This window comes from Pantoea sp. SGAir0430 (assembly GCF_043549295.1).
In genome coordinates this window covers 2324910-2338872 of sequence record NZ_CP039427.1, presented here as the reverse complement: position 1 = coordinate 2338872, position 13963 = coordinate 2324910, and the positions used below count along the sequence as shown (strand labels likewise).

Annotated in this window: 9 protein-coding genes, 1 tRNA gene and 2 pseudogenes; 3 read left to right on the top strand and 9 right to left on the bottom strand. The window is 49.0% G+C overall.

The features are described from left to right. Positions 1–4 precede the first annotated feature (4 nt). From E7738_RS11220 to E7738_RS11210, 3 genes are all read right to left on the bottom strand, one after another. Entirely contained in the window at positions 5–556 is a 552-nt protein-coding gene (locus E7738_RS11220) for a SiaB family protein kinase (RefSeq protein WP_394515638.1), read from the bottom strand. Between the two features lie 10 nt (positions 557–566). Then, positions 567–1790: a SpoIIE family protein phosphatase gene (locus tag E7738_RS11215; protein ID WP_394515637.1), complete on the bottom strand. Its 1224-nt coding sequence runs from the start codon at positions 1788–1790 to the stop codon at positions 567–569. Between the two features lie 93 nt (positions 1791–1883). Then, positions 1884–3209 carry a methyl-accepting chemotaxis protein gene (locus E7738_RS11210; protein WP_394515636.1) on the bottom strand — a complete coding sequence of 442 codons (1326 nt, stop codon included), beginning with the start codon at positions 3207–3209 and terminating at the stop codon, positions 1884–1886. A 193-nt stretch (positions 3210–3402) separates the two neighbouring features. Here E7738_RS11210 and E7738_RS11205 point away from each other — a divergent pair. Beyond that, a tRNA-Phe gene (locus E7738_RS11205) sits at positions 3403–3478 on the top strand. 427 nt (positions 3479–3905) lie between these two features. Here the strand turns inward: E7738_RS11205 and E7738_RS11200 are convergent. Further along, positions 3906–4172, bottom strand: coding sequence for an ArdC family protein (locus E7738_RS11200; RefSeq protein ID WP_394516343.1), 267 nt, complete (start codon positions 4170–4172; stop codon positions 3906–3908). 162 nt (positions 4173–4334) lie between these two features. Then, positions 4335–4652, bottom strand: coding sequence for a hypothetical protein (locus E7738_RS11195; RefSeq protein WP_394515635.1), 318 nt, complete (start codon positions 4650–4652; stop codon positions 4335–4337). A 419-nt stretch (positions 4653–5071) separates the two neighbouring features. Between E7738_RS11195 and E7738_RS11190 the strand changes: the two genes are divergently transcribed. Beyond that, positions 5072–6553 carry an AAA family ATPase gene (locus E7738_RS11190; RefSeq protein WP_394515634.1) on the top strand — a complete coding sequence of 494 codons (1482 nt, stop codon included), beginning with the start codon at positions 5072–5074 and terminating at the stop codon, positions 6551–6553. Next, on the top strand, positions 6550–7479 hold the full coding sequence (locus E7738_RS11185; RefSeq protein WP_394515633.1) for a hypothetical protein: 930 nt from the start codon (positions 6550–6552) through the stop codon (positions 7477–7479). Before E7738_RS11190 ends, E7738_RS11185 begins: the two co-directional genes overlap by 4 nt. On the opposite strand, the pseudogene E7738_RS11180 reads toward E7738_RS11185, so the two are convergent. The 4 genes and pseudogenes from E7738_RS11180 to E7738_RS11165 all read right to left on the bottom strand — a co-directional run bounded on the left by E7738_RS11180 (position 7476) and on the right by E7738_RS11165 (position 13958). Then, positions 7476–8360, bottom strand: a pseudogene (locus E7738_RS11180) (integrase domain-containing protein). The gene E7738_RS11185 and the pseudogene E7738_RS11180 overlap by 4 nt on opposite strands. 1327 nt (positions 8361–9687) lie before the next feature. Beyond that, positions 9688–10680, bottom strand: coding sequence for a DUF2971 domain-containing protein (locus tag E7738_RS11175; RefSeq protein WP_394515632.1), 993 nt, complete (start codon positions 10678–10680; stop codon positions 9688–9690). A 100-nt stretch (positions 10681–10780) separates the two neighbouring features. After that, a pseudogene (locus E7738_RS11170) lies at positions 10781–11829 on the bottom strand (conjugal transfer protein TraG N-terminal domain-containing protein); the annotation flags it as partial. A 68-nt stretch (positions 11830–11897) separates the two neighbouring features. Then, positions 11898–13958: an FAD-binding oxidoreductase gene (locus E7738_RS11165; RefSeq protein ID WP_394515631.1), complete on the bottom strand. Its 2061-nt coding sequence runs from the start codon at positions 13956–13958 to the stop codon at positions 11898–11900. Positions 13959–13963: the final 5 nt, after the last annotated feature.

The window sequence follows — 13963 nt, the reverse complement described above, 5'->3', positions numbered from 1 at the left end:
AACCTCAATCCTGGTGAATGGTGGCTTTAAGCCAAAACGTGGCGTAGCCGCTGGCGGGCAGCGGACGCAGTTCATACTCCAGCGGTTCACTGACATCACGGGCAAGCGTCAGCAAACCGATATTGGCCCCTTTGCTGGCGGCGGGGCTCTCGGTGCGCAGACCGACACGGTAGGCCTGCTTAATTTCGTCGTTACTCATGGTACGCAGCAGATCGAGCCAGTCGCGCAGCTGCTCGCAGGCGGCCTGTTCGACCTGATTACTGCTCTCCAGCACGTAGTTATCGCCATCCACGTGCAGCGTTACGGTGCCAAAGCGAAAGTGCTGTTCGGCGTGGCTCAGGGTACGGCTGTCCTGCGAATAGCGCAGGATATTCTGCACAATCTCGACAAAGCTGGAGAACAGCCGGCGGCGCACTTTCAGCGGGGCCTGCTGGTTTTCCAGAAACACTTTGATCACTTCACCCATCGCGGTGATGTTCTGCGGCGAAAAGAAGCCGGTATAGTGTAGCGCAACGCTGTCGGGCGGCAGGTGCGTGCCGGTGGAAGCTGGATGCATAAGAGGCTCGTTAATAACGCAGGCCAAACCAGGTGACGTCATCGCGTCGCGGCTGGTTGCCCTGCCAGTGAAGAAATGCCTGCGCAAACGCCGTGGAGAGCTCGGCCATCGGCAGGGTTTTATGTTGTGCAATGACCGTCTGAATCCGCTTTTTACCGAACATAATCTGCCGCGCGCCGCCGGGTTGATCGGTCACGCCGTCGCTCATCACCAGCAGCACATCGCCGGGCTGCAGTGTGCGCTGCTGCTGCGGCCAGCAATAGTCGTGCGGCGTATCGGTGTAGCCAACGCCGACGCGATCGGCCTGCAGCGCGGCTGCTTCACCCTGAATCGGCTGCAGCACCGCGTGCATGCGCGCGCTGGCCCAGCTCAGTTGATGGCTGGCCGTCTCCAGCCGCAGCGCAATCGCATCGCAGCCGTCGTTGGACAGCGAAGTCTGCTGCGAGGCATTAAGCTGGCCCAGGGTTTGTTTGATATGGCGGTTAAGCGCCTGCAGCAGGGCAGACGGCGTACGATGGTTGTGCTGCAGCGCACGCTCCAGCGCTGCATGCAGAATCACCGTCATAAACGCGCCGGGAATGCCGTGACCGGTGCAGTCGGCAATCAGCGCCAGCCAGCCGTGCTCGTCGCGGTGAAAGGCGTAATAGTCGCCGCCCACGCCGTCGCGCGGCTGCCAGTGCAGGCACCAGTCGCTCAGCTGCTGCGCCATCTGCTGCCGCGAGCGGTCCAGCATCGCGTCCTGAATCACCCGCGCGTAATCGATGCTCTGTAAAATTTGCTGATGCTGCTGCGCCTGCAAATCGGAGACGGTACGAATCAGGTCGATACCCAGACCGATGCCAATATAGCGGCCCTGTTCAGTCACGATAAAACCATCAGTCACTGATTTATCCCCGCTGGCGACCACCTGCTGCGCGACCCGATCGAGTTCGGTTTCGGCATCGATCACCAGCGGTTGTTTATCCATAAAGGCGATACAGCTTTTACGAGCGTACAGCTCGCGGAAGAACGGGCGCGTCATTTGCGACAGAAAGATGTGGCGGTTAATCATGCCGAACGGCGTGCCGTTTTCCACCACCGGCAGGCCAATCAAATCTTTGTGTTCGCTAAACAGCGCCATTACCGCCGTGTTGTCCATTGCTGGTGTGACGAACGGCACGGCGATACACAGCGAACGCGCACGGGCTCGGGCCGACAGGGCGCTAAGCCCGGTGGGTGAATCAGGCAGCTGCATAAGAAGGATTCTGGCGTCGATTAGGAATAATCTTAGGCTACGACACGGCGATGACACTTTTATGTCACCGCCGTGCCGCGCGCGACGCGACGCTTACTGCGGGGCTTTTAGCGCATCGGCGACGTGGCTGATGGCGCGTACCACTTCACTGGAGCTGCCGCGAATTTCGGCAATCACTCCGCCTGCCTGCTGCGCGAGCGCCACGCCCTGATCGGCACGTTTCAGGTTCGACGCGATGCCTTTCTGCGCCTTATCCGCCAGCAGGTGATTATGTTTCACCCGACTCTCGATTTCGCTGGTGGCACGATTGATGTTCGCCGCGAGGGTGCGCACTTCACTGGCGACCACGGCGAAGCTGCGGCCATGCTGACCGGCGCGTGCGGCTTCGACTGCGGCATTGAGCGCCAGCAGATTGGTTTGGTCGGCAATGCGGCGAATGCTCTCCACGATGGCGCCGATGCGATCGGATGAGTCGCTCAGATCGTTGATATCCCCAGAAATACCGTGCAGTTCGCTGGCCAGCGCGTTGATATTCTGCACGCTGTTCTCAATGACCATCGCACCCTGTTGGGTGCTTTCGCTGGTGTGCAGCGCGGTCTGCCATGCCTGCTGCGCAGCTTCGCGCTCCAGCTGGTTCTTTTCCACCTGCGCGGTAACGTCGGTGGCGAACTTCACCACTTTGTACAGCTCGCCGGCGCTGTTAAACACCGGATTATAGGTGGCGCGCAGCCAGACGGTGTTGCCCTGCTTATTGACGCGCTCGAACTGGCCGGAGATATATTCGCCCTGATTGAGCTTGTGCCAGAAGCGACGATAGGCCTCGCTGGTGCGCATGTCGGGCGGACAGAACAGGCTGTGATGCCGACCGATGATCTCATCAGCGCGATAGCCCATGGTATTGAAGAAGTTATCATTGGCCATCAGCACTTCGCCTTTGAGGTTGAAGGCGATGACTGCCATCGAACGCTCAATGGCAGTGGTCATGGCGCGCTGCTCCTGCGCATCCATGATGCGTGCGGTGATATCGCTCGCCAGCTTGACGATTTTAATCACCCGGCCGTGACGATCCTGCACCGGTACGTAGTTGGCTTCCAGCCAGATCGGACGGCTGTGCTTCGCCACGCGCAAAAACTTATCGCTGAAGCCTTCGCCGCGATTCAGGCGCTGCCAGAACTCGCGATACTGCGGTGACTGCACCATATCCGGCGTGCAGAACAGGCTGTGATGCTGGCCGACAATTTCTGCCAGCGTGTAGCCCATGCGCTCCAGAAACAGCGCGTTAGCGGTAAGGATGTGACCATCAGGCGTAAACTCAACCATGGCGATGGCCTCCTGCAGCGAACTGAGCGTTGCGCTGCTGTGACTGCGTTTCTGCCACGCGAGGCGCGACAGGATTCCCGATGTAATAGTGCTGAACATGGTGGACCTTATTATGGTTATGGGATGTCAGCACGGTTATCGGCGTGAGTGGCTAAAAATTCACCGCTAAATGACGCGGTTGCGCAGGTTTTTACCATCGGGTCCAGCGGTTGCTGCAAAAGGCAGCAGTCAGCTGATTTTTACCGAAAAGCGTTTGACGGTACGGCGCGAGTAAGGTTTAATGCGCCCCGTTGCCCGGATAGCTCAGTCGGTAGAGCAGGGGATTGAAAATCCCCGTGTCCGTGGTTCGATTCCGCGTCCGGGCACCACTCACATCAAGGCACTGGTCAGAAAGACATTTTCTGACGGGTGACTGAAAGAAGGTGGCGTTCCAGCAACATTGAGTGCAGAGTAAATGCACCATCCTGGTTTAAAGCCAACCTTCTGAAAGGGTATCAGTTAGCGCTGATACCCTTTTTTTATTGGTACTAAAAATAATTGCCGTACTGTTGCCTTATGTTAATTACAATTGTCTTTCTGAGTTTTTATAGGTGATGCTTAGAGTTATGGGCGGCCCCATTTCCCATTGTATTCCTCAAAAATTCTCTTCTATCCTTTCTGCATAATTACAATCAATGACATCAATTAATTAAGAAAGTATGGATGTCATTTTTATTAAGCAAATATGATTTCCAAGGTTTTCGGTAATACAATTCAACCAGCAGCAGAATTGTAATACGCGCGATTTAATTCAACTTAAGTCACATGCATGCTGGGAGTGTTTAGCATTTCCAGTGTCTGACCGCGCCTATCAGCACAAAGCACGCCATTAATCTGATAATTCGGATGTGGCAGATGTTTGTGACAGGACTGAAAATCTTGCTCCTCGGCTGCTAACCACAACAGCGTGATATTTACTCCGTAGTAGTGGCGGCGGGTCGGCGCGTTGAATAGGATCGGAGATTCAGCGGAACGCTTACTGTCTCGCCAGGGTTTACACCAGGATAAAGCTTCTCGCTCGATCGACGCTACGATTTCGCCGATGACTTGCTGGTAGAGATCAGCTTGGTCGGTTTGGGATTTAGGTTTTATGTGTTTGGTCGGCGTGGGATACTCCTTACGTGGCGTATCCCTTCACGTAATGGCGAAATGATACGCCACCGGGCAGGTTGAAATTGAGGGTGGTTACTCGAGGTTATGAAGGATTGCTTCAGGTATTGGCCATTGGCCACTTAAGTGCTTTGTAAGCCACTCCTGAACATCAAGCCATTCAGCAAGCGTGCCATCTGATGAGATGTCATAGCAGCCGATGCAAAATCGATGTGCCAGCAGTAGTGTGGCTTTCACCATAAAGTCATAAGGCCGGTCTGGTGACCAGTTGAACGATGTCTTGCAGAATTCACTGCCAGACGAATGTTGGCGAAGGAAAAAACTTTCATACTCAAGATTTTCCTTCTCTTCGCCGTTAAAAGAGATAGCGGGTTGTCGAATGCCGCTTTGCACTATGAGATCCGCTGGCTGCAGAAGTGGATAACGGCCATCGCTCGTGCAAAGAACCAACAGTTGCTTATGGCCGAGAACGTGCCGGTTTTGTATTATCAAAAATACGTTTGATAGCTGTACGGTGAACAGTAACCACTGATCTTCAGGTACTGATTTCAGTTAGGTATAGCAATGGCAATAGCCCATAGGTAAATCCTCCAGATGTGAAAAATGGGGATTTATCCGCTAACGGGAGTAAATCCCCGTTAGGGTGGGTAATGCGTGCCGTTAGGCAAGGTGATGAGAGAACCTTAACCATCATGGATGGCACCCGCTCTAAAGGTGTGCGGGTATAGGGACCGCCAGTTAGCGCTTCTTTCAGGTCCGTGAAGTTTTATCATAAATCAGGCAACAAATATCTTTTAAGAATAGAGGGAATTATGATCAAGTCAATAAAGGTTGAAAGAAATGAATTATTTTTAACAACTCGTGATGATGGAAAGGATAATGTTTTTGATGTCGATTCAATGTCTCTTATCATTGGTGAGAATGGTTCAGGTAAAACATATTTTTTTCGACAAGTAATAAATGAATTTAGATCCTCCCATGTAGGCGCATTCACTGGCGATTGTACTATCAACTTCCACGGTCAACAAAATAAATATTCTGACCAAGAAACTAGGGATTGGGGCGTCGTCTATTACTCACCGGTACCGCATCGACCAAAATTTCATCCATCGAGCAGGTTTAAGGATGCATCTCCAAATTATAACAAGAAATTTAATGTTATCAGTTTATTAGACTACAAAGACATTATAGAAGAGTTTGGTATAAGGCCAAATGTTGTTCTGAAAGCTAACGTTGATGCCAGATCGGAGATTAAATGGCTTATAGCATCAATAAAGGAATCTGATAATAATTTTATCGGAAAAATATTTGATACTCCCTCTCTAATTAAAAAATTCATAGAAATGGATTTAGATATCAAACGAGACTTGCAGCCTAAGACTACAGCGGAAAAAAACGCATTTCTAAAAGATAAGGAGAAATTGTTAGAAGACTTGGTTGATGAAATATTTGATAAATTAAGTTCTGTATTATTGGATGACGGTGTAAAGGCGTTTGTAATAACCCTCAATGCTAAGAGGAAAAATGGCTCATTTAAGAGAGTAGCGGCCATTCAGATTTTGGCTCAATTCCTTAATTCTACGATGATTGAAATTAATAGCAGTAGTAAAAGAAGCTTCTATCAATTCCATGATGATTATAATAAAGTAAAAATATTTCTTGCTATGTACAAAAACAATTTAAATCTTTTAGATGGACCTGGAATTCCAGTTGATCCTTATATGGCCTCATCATTATTAAAATCACATAGTGTGGAAGAGTGTTTTTCATTAGAATTTAGTGATATGAGTACAGGTGAACTATCATTTTTACTTCAGGTATCATCTCTTGCATCATCCTTAATAACAATGTCTTCGAAGAAAATAAAAAGTTTCTTAATTTTGATTGATGAAGGTGATGCCTTTCTTCATTTAGAATGGCAAAGAAAGTATATTAATCAATTAAATAAACTATTGGGTTACCTAAAAGTTAAGCTAGATATCAAAACATTACAGATTATTCTTGCGACACACTCACCATTACTAGCAACGGATATACCCAAGGAATATATATGTATAATGGATGATGGGAAAGTAAAATCAGGTTTTGCGGCTCCTATACACATTCTGCTAAATGAGTCCTTTGGTTCTAAAACAATTGGTGAGTTTGCATCAAAAAGAATAAATGAATTGGTAGATTCTATTACTAATGGTGAGTTAAGTGAGCGAGACTGCGTGGTCCTGAAATCAATTGATAATGAGATTATTAAAAGAGAATTAGATAGGATTATGCGAGATAATGGGGTGATGCCATGATTGTTTCAATAAAAAACAACTGGAGTGATATTAAAGAAACTCATAATGAATATGTCAAGTCAAGAATAGACTCATTCACATCGCAACCTCTAAGGAAAAACAATTTATCAATGCACACCGTTGATTTTTTATTAGAGAATGGTGATCTTATTGTTTCTGATAAGTTGGATGATTTAATTCGCTCGGCCCGACATTTTGATATGCTTATTGCCTTTAATTCGACAACACCTAATGTTATTGCTCGCTTAAAGCGTGACTTGAAGAAAATATTTAATTATAAAGCTTTTACAGATAAAAAGAAGTCCTATGATGCATATGATTTATGTGCAAAGTCAAAATCTCGAACATGCCCTTATTGTAATCAAGCCTTTGCTTTTACAGTCCAAGATTTAAACGGTTCATTCAGGCCTACGTTAGATCACTTTTTTTCCAAAGATTTATATCCACATTTAGCATTAAGTTTATCTAATCTCATACCATCATGTTCAACCTGTAATTCAAGCCTTAAAAACATCAAGGATTTCTATTTGCAACCCCACTTACATCCTTTGTTTGATGATGAGAATATTCAATTTATTTTGACAGGAAAAACCAATAGGGAAAAAATAAATATATTAAGTGATATAAATGAGAAGGATGTGGAAATTGATTTGCTTCCAACAACATGCAAAAAAACCAACCTTTCAATTGAAACATTTCTAATCAAGAAAAGATATCAGTATACGATTTTTGAAGCTGTAAACTTCGCCAAAAACATTATTACCCTCGATGAATACTCCAGAAACAGTCAGCTTAAATTAACAAATGAAATTAATATCTCATCAGCATTACTATTTGACACGAGGAACTATTCTAACAGTATTTTAGGTAAGCTTTTTCATGATATTTACAATCAATTAAAAACCCATTATAAGAAAGTCACTTAACGATTATATATTCTTGATACAAATACTCCCCGGCCATCACCATGGCCTAAATCCATTGAAACCATCGCCTCAGCTTCTTTCCTGCTGAGGCCGTTTTTCATATGCCACTCTGTAGCCTCACGCGAATAGGCATATCTTATACTGTACGTTACTTCTAACCCTGATAGTCCTGCATACTTGGCCACATTTCGATACCGAGCGATAGCGCTCCTCTAATTTGCTTTATCTACCGACTTACCACCATATTTTGCCGTATAAGCCACCGCAGCATTCAAGCTGCGCACCAGTTCATCACACCTAACGACCGTTGTATCTCTCGGCCTAACGCCTTTGATACCGAACATTACACGCGATCGCTCATCCCCACGCGCCATCGCCTGCTGCACGTCTTAAGTGATTTAGCCGACCGCACCGCTTCTTCCGTTCGCAACCCGAGATAGCGCAATCTCCATCTCCAACGCGATACCTTCGTCTTTACTCCGTACGAGGGCGAGCGCCTCGTGAAAGCGCTCATCCGTAACTGCCCTCTTTGATCCGGCTCAGCTGGCACCTGACAGGTTGGGCTCATCTTTACTCAACTTCTCATACTTTGGATCAGTCAATTTTGTTCTGCCAGTAGTGGCAAATATTACGCGCAGCGCCGCCATTTTGTTTTGCAGCGTGCGCTTAGAAATATCATCCGCCAGGCGGCTTCGGACATAAAGTTCGATGTGATGAGTTTTTATATGGTTCACGTCTCTGATCTGGATGTTGAGTTTCAGCATGTGCTCTGCCAGCCGTGCTGCTATGCGCGAACGATCTGCAACGGTTTTGAAACTGCCGCCAGATTGTCTGGCCAGCGTCACCAGTTGTTTGCTGAACTGCTTATTTCCTCGCGACATACATCCTCCAAAAAACATCTCTACCCCGACGGCACGGTTACAGGTTGCGCTTCCTGCGTCTCAGCGGATATCTGTGCATCGGGGCGGCGAAATGTTGAGTTGTTGCGAGGTCTCCACAGCTCTCAGAGCTGATCGCGGCTAATGCCGGTTCCTGATTTCTCAGAACGCCTCCGTCCGTCAGGTTCACTGACGTCGCCTTGATATCGCGTTGATTTCCTCCTCAGATAAGTTGCCAACGTTCACTGAATGTTGGTGCGGTTGAAGGTTGTGATAACGAACAACGTGTTGGTCAGACGGTAAGCGTCGTCGCAGAAGGCCGTATTAAGTGGTGTTGACGTATACGCGCTGCGCGCGTCACTTGGTTGTTGCTACGCGCCAACGCAAGTGACGCCGCGCAGCTTCTGCCTGTATTTGCGAGGTATGTTCGTCGCCAAATTTTCCAAATGGCGGAAACGATCACGCAAACTGGCCGTGCGCTGTAGCTGGTATCGATGAGATGAAGTTGATAGAACCGTAGTGGAGTGGTGGAAACCTTGGGCGTTGCTTTTGCCCGCTACTTGCAAAGGTTGAGTAGCTTTGCCGGTTATCCCGGATGCAGCCGCCAAATGGCGGTTCTCACAGGCTGCTTAAGCTTTCGCTGCTGACCGCCGCTTGGGTGCCCCTTTCAGGTCATGAGGGCTTTGTTGGTTGCGTAAGCAACTATGGCAACAGCTAAAACTTAGCAAATAAGGACTTTGGGGTAAATTTAGAAAGTGATTAAATGTTGAAATTTTAGCCGGGAGGGGGGGCTTTGAATACAAATTTGAAACAGTGTAGGAGGCTGCATGCAGAAAAATTCATATCGTAATGGGATGAAAATTGGTAAAGCAGCCAAATCAATCTTTAACTTTTTCGGTCATATCAGAAATCAAATGTTAGCTAGAGCAGGCCAATCTAAATGGGAAAAAAGTGGCAAACATGCTGTTTGTTGCCATGGTTGTTTTATTTATTGGTCTTGTCTCGTTTGTTCTTTATATTTTTTAATGGTATTCTTGATGTAGTCATCATTTTATTAATCGCCATCGCATTACCCAAAGTTTACCCCAAGTCCTGTGATGACAAAGCGTATGATTTTAATGATGGGTATTGTGATGGGCCGGAAGGGTTTGTCTATTATTCAGGTTGATACAAAGTTGATGATTAATGTTTGTCATTAAGAATTAATTTTAAAAAATGGAGTGAAATCGCCATGTATTCACACTCCAATTTAATCTTATTCTAGCCCATTGAGATATAAATATTGCATATCAAGAGATAGACCAAAGAACGTCTTAAAGTCATGAAGGATTTAAATTGATTTGCATTTTAGCGACCAGCCTTCTCTTTGATAATGTTGGACGTCTGTATTTGGTAGTGTTTCTTTAATTAAAGACTTTAGTTCTTGGGCGTGTGATAGAGTTATAGATGATCCTAATATTACTCTCTCAATATCATCATCACCTATCGAAATAACATCAAGGTCATCTTCTAATGTTTTAATTATTATATTGTCCTTTCTATAAACTACTCGATGTTCATTTTCATATTCCCACTCTGTCATTTTCATGAAGAAATACTCAAACATTATTTTTAGTGTGTAGTCGGAAGCAATATCAGAATGAGCATCTGAAAATCCTTCTCCCTTTTCTTTTTCTGCTATAACAGAGCAAATCTCTTTGAAAAAAACATTCAATATCTTAGAGCCATTGTAGTAATCGACCTTCCTAGGTAACCCAAATGAAGGATTGCTCTTAAATTGAACAACAACTCCTCTATGTTCATCAGCGTAATGTGACCACATTAACAGATTGTCTTTTTTTGCTGTTAGAGATAAAACTCGGTAGCCACTAATTAATTCAGCCCAGTTATTTGATAGTTCAGCTGAAATCTTTTTTAGCTCTTTTTTAAGTTTTGTAAGCTCGTAATTAATTCTCTGATCACTTTCTGATTTGAAGTCATTCAAAAGCGGCAACATCTCATTTCCAAGTGAGGTATGGACTAATTTTTTGATATGATTCTCATCTATCTGAATTTCAGGGAAAGTACAATCCATTGGGTCATTAAATTTCAATGGGTTAGTTATCTTTATTGTTTTGTTTTTCAGAAGGTGTAAGAGCACATCTTCTTTCATGTATTTATAATATGATGAAGGCTGCTTTAATTTTAATTTATTGCTAGTGATGGAGTCAATGGACTTATCCAGTGGCGTAGCTCCACTAATTCTTTTTGATAAAGTATCAACTCTACCTTTAAGGAGTTTATTTCTTGCTTTTAAATTACTAATCTTCTTTGTTTTAGTCATTTTTTATCCTAAAAGATGCCTAATTATGTCATTTAAAATATATAAAATTGCAATTGTGTTTCTCTGCCAACTATATCATTATTCTATGAGGTGGTTGAATTTATTTTCCAATTCCTTTTCCTATCCCTCCTGAAACTGATTCCCCAGCTTTACCCGCAGTTCCCTGTACATTGCCCACCCCATTTGAAAACATCTCTGCCATCCCGCCAACTCTGATCCCAGCCCAACCAAACGCCGCCATCCACAACGCAGGCAGCACAATAAACATCGCCCCCATAACAAAGTTCATAATCAAATCATCAGAGCTATTCTGGAACCCAGCAGCATTCCAGCGGCTATGCGTATCAGAACTATAAAGCGCTTCCATTAACCAGCTGTCAAGCCAGCGCGCCAGTTCCCACCAGAACGTCAGAAAATTAATTGCGAACACCACAAAGCTGACGATAATAACAGTTTTAAACTCATAACTCCCAAATGCCAATATCAATTGAAGCATCACATAAATAGCCATCAGTAATAATGCCTGCACCATCGGTAATGCCTGGCGCATCGCATCAAAAGCCGGGAACGCAGCCAAGCTGCCCAGTAACATTCCCGCAATTCCGCAATTCCGCAATTCCGCAATTCCGCAATTCCGCAATTCCGCAATTCCGCAATTCCGCCAATGCGGCTGGCGGAGTTATCCAGCGTGAAATCGGCATTGCCACCATAACCGGCTTGAGTACGGCCATTCTGCGAAACGGTCAAACTCTCCGGGCTCACCAGGCGGCGAACAATGCTTTCTTTACATTCGGTGTTGTCTTTGCCCATCATTTTTAGCGCGGCAGACATGCGCAGCCACATGCCGAGTGATGCATGATCGACTACACGCGCCTCGAGCCCGGTATCAGCGCTGGACCCCCATTCGTGGCAGGTTGGATAGCCACCGCGCCCGGTGTCCGGTCTGCCGCTGTCGCGGCTTTCGTTCCATCGGAATGAGGTGCGCGGTGTCTTCAACTGCAGCTGATCGTAATAACCGCTGCCGTTCAAGGAGGTGCTGCTACCCAGCCATTCAACATCGCGAAGCGCGTCTTCTTCTTTCGTTTGTCCCTGATCCTGTTGTTTCTAAAGGTAAAGCGCTAGCGCATAGCAATCATTGGTAAAGTCCTGCGGAAGCGTGAGTTAAGTGCCGTTCGTACCCGTAGCCAGTTTGAATGCATACCCCGAGGGCACGCACCTCACAACGCCAGCTGCACCGCCGCGTCCCCGTCTTCGACCTGCGCCGGCACCGCGCAGCAGATTAGCACTTCATCCTGCGCCAGCGTGATGCCTGGCCGGGAAGTGTAAGTCACCGCGCCTTTCACCAGTCTGGTCTTACAGCTGCCGCAATGTCCGGCGCGACAGCTGTAGGCCGGGCTCAGGCCGCGCGCTTCGGCCAGCTCCAGCAGCGTGCCGGACTGCGGTGTCCAGCGCGCTTCTTTCAGTGACTCTGTAAACACCACCGGCACCGCTTCGGTCGCCACCGACGGCAGCGCGGCGGGCGCTGGCACATCCTCCTGCTGACGCTGCAGCGACGACGGACCAAACGCTTCGGCGTGAATACGCGCGTCGGCAATGTTCAGGCCGCGCAGTCCGTCATATATCGCCTGGGTGAATGATGGCGGGCCGCACAGATAGAAATCGTAATCGTTGAACGGCAGCACCTGCGACAGCAGCGCCATATCGATGCGTCCGGCGACGTCGTAATCCACGCCCGCTTCGGCTGCACCCGGCTGGCTGAGCACGCGCACCAGTTTCAACGCACCTTCGCTGGCTGCCAGCAGCGCATCGATCTCACGCGCAAACGGGCGTTCGGCCAGGTTACGCGCCGACTGCAGCAAATACACCGGGCGCATCCGGCGTTGGCGTCGGCCTTCATAAATCAGGTGACGCAGCATCGCCAGCAGCGGCGTGATGCCGACGCCCGCCGCCAGCAGCACCGCTGGCCGCGTTTCGTGTGCATCAATAGTGAAGTCGCCGGCCGGTGCGCGCACCTCCAGCCGATCGCCGACGCGCAGGGCATCGTGCAGATACTGCGATACGGCGCCTTCACGCTTTACGCTGATGCGGTAATAACCATCCGACGGCGCAACTGACAGCGTATATTGCCGAATCAGTGGTTTAGCGCTGCCCGGCAGCGTCAGGCGGATTGGCAGATGCTGGCCCGCCAGATGCGGCAGCACGCCAGCTCCATCATCCGGCGTAAGGTGAAACGAGCGAATCTGCGCGCTCTCATCGACAATTTGCGTGATGCGAAATGGTCGCCACTGCGCCGCCAGCTGTTGCGCCCGCAGGCGTTCGCTGGCGGACGGCCAGTCGCCGGTCATCAGCGAGGCGGGCGATACGCCGTCTGGCTGATCGGCCCAGCGCAGGGCGAGGGCAGCGCGCCGGCGCACGATGCGGCGCGCGCTAAAGCGCCACAGCCGCTCGGCACCCTGGAAGGCCGCGATTTCGGCGGAATCGGTTATCACCGTGGCATCGCCGCTCATTTGTAATACATCGCCGCTGGCGTAGTCGATAAACAGCAGCCCGGCCTTGCCGTTGAGCACGATATTGCCGAGGGTGGAGAAGAACAGGTTGCCGTTGAAGTCCGGAATGGTCAGTACATCATCGGCAGCGATGCGCACAAAACCGGCTTTGCCGCCGCGATGCGAAACGTCCACCTGACGGCGCGCCTGGTCGGCATAGGTGGTGACATAAAACGTATCTGCATGCCGGATGGCGGCGCGCGCGGCATCATCCAGCGCGCTGAGCGTCTCAACTTCGCCCTGATAAGCCCTGCCGGGCGCATGGTCGAAGCGGAAATCGCGCAGCTGAATATAGCGCGGGCAGTTGCCGAAGCTCTGGTCAACCTGCACGCGCAGGCCGCCGCCAATCGCCGTCAGCACGCCGTTCATGCGGTTGCGCCGCCGCGTGTGCAGCTCAATGCCGAGCAGGCCCACCGGCGCGCCATCGGTCATCCCGCCGGCCGCCGGATCGCTGGCGTCAGGACGGGCCGCGATATCCAGCGTGGTGGCGTTGGGCGAGAAGATAAAACCGGGCTGGCCTTCCAGCAGCGTGGCCCAGGCATCACCCTGTGCATCAACGCTGCCGGCAACGATAAACGGCAGCTGCGCGTAAAAGTCACGATGCTGATCGGGCATGTAATCGCGGATCACGCGCTGCCCGACATCGGCCATACGTTCCGCCACCCCCGCCTGCTGCTGCAGCGCAATTTCACCGTCATGCCATACCGGCAACTTAATCAGTTTCTCGCCCATGATGC

Excerpts from the sequence above, each read along its gene's own strand:
- E7738_RS11210 (WP_394515636.1), bottom strand. The coding sequence starts at position 3,209 with ATGTTCAGCACTATTACATCGGGAATCCTGTCGCGCCTCGCGTGGCAG.
- E7738_RS11190 (WP_394515634.1), top strand. The coding sequence starts at position 5,072 with ATGATCAAGTCAATAAAGGTTGAAAGAAATGAATTATTTTTAACAACT.
- E7738_RS11220 (WP_394515638.1), bottom strand. The coding sequence starts at position 556 with ATGCATCCAGCTTCCACCGGCACGCACCTGCCGCCCGACAGCGTTGCG.
- E7738_RS11165 (WP_394515631.1), bottom strand. The coding sequence starts at position 13,958 with ATGGGCGAGAAACTGATTAAGTTGCCGGTATGGCATGACGGTGAAATT.
- E7738_RS11175 (WP_394515632.1), bottom strand. The coding sequence starts at position 10,680 with ATGACTAAAACAAAGAAGATTAGTAATTTAAAAGCAAGAAATAAACTC.
- E7738_RS11185 (WP_394515633.1), top strand. The coding sequence starts at position 6,550 with ATGATTGTTTCAATAAAAAACAACTGGAGTGATATTAAAGAAACTCAT.
- E7738_RS11215 (WP_394515637.1), bottom strand. The coding sequence starts at position 1,790 with ATGCAGCTGCCTGATTCACCCACCGGGCTTAGCGCCCTGTCGGCCCGA.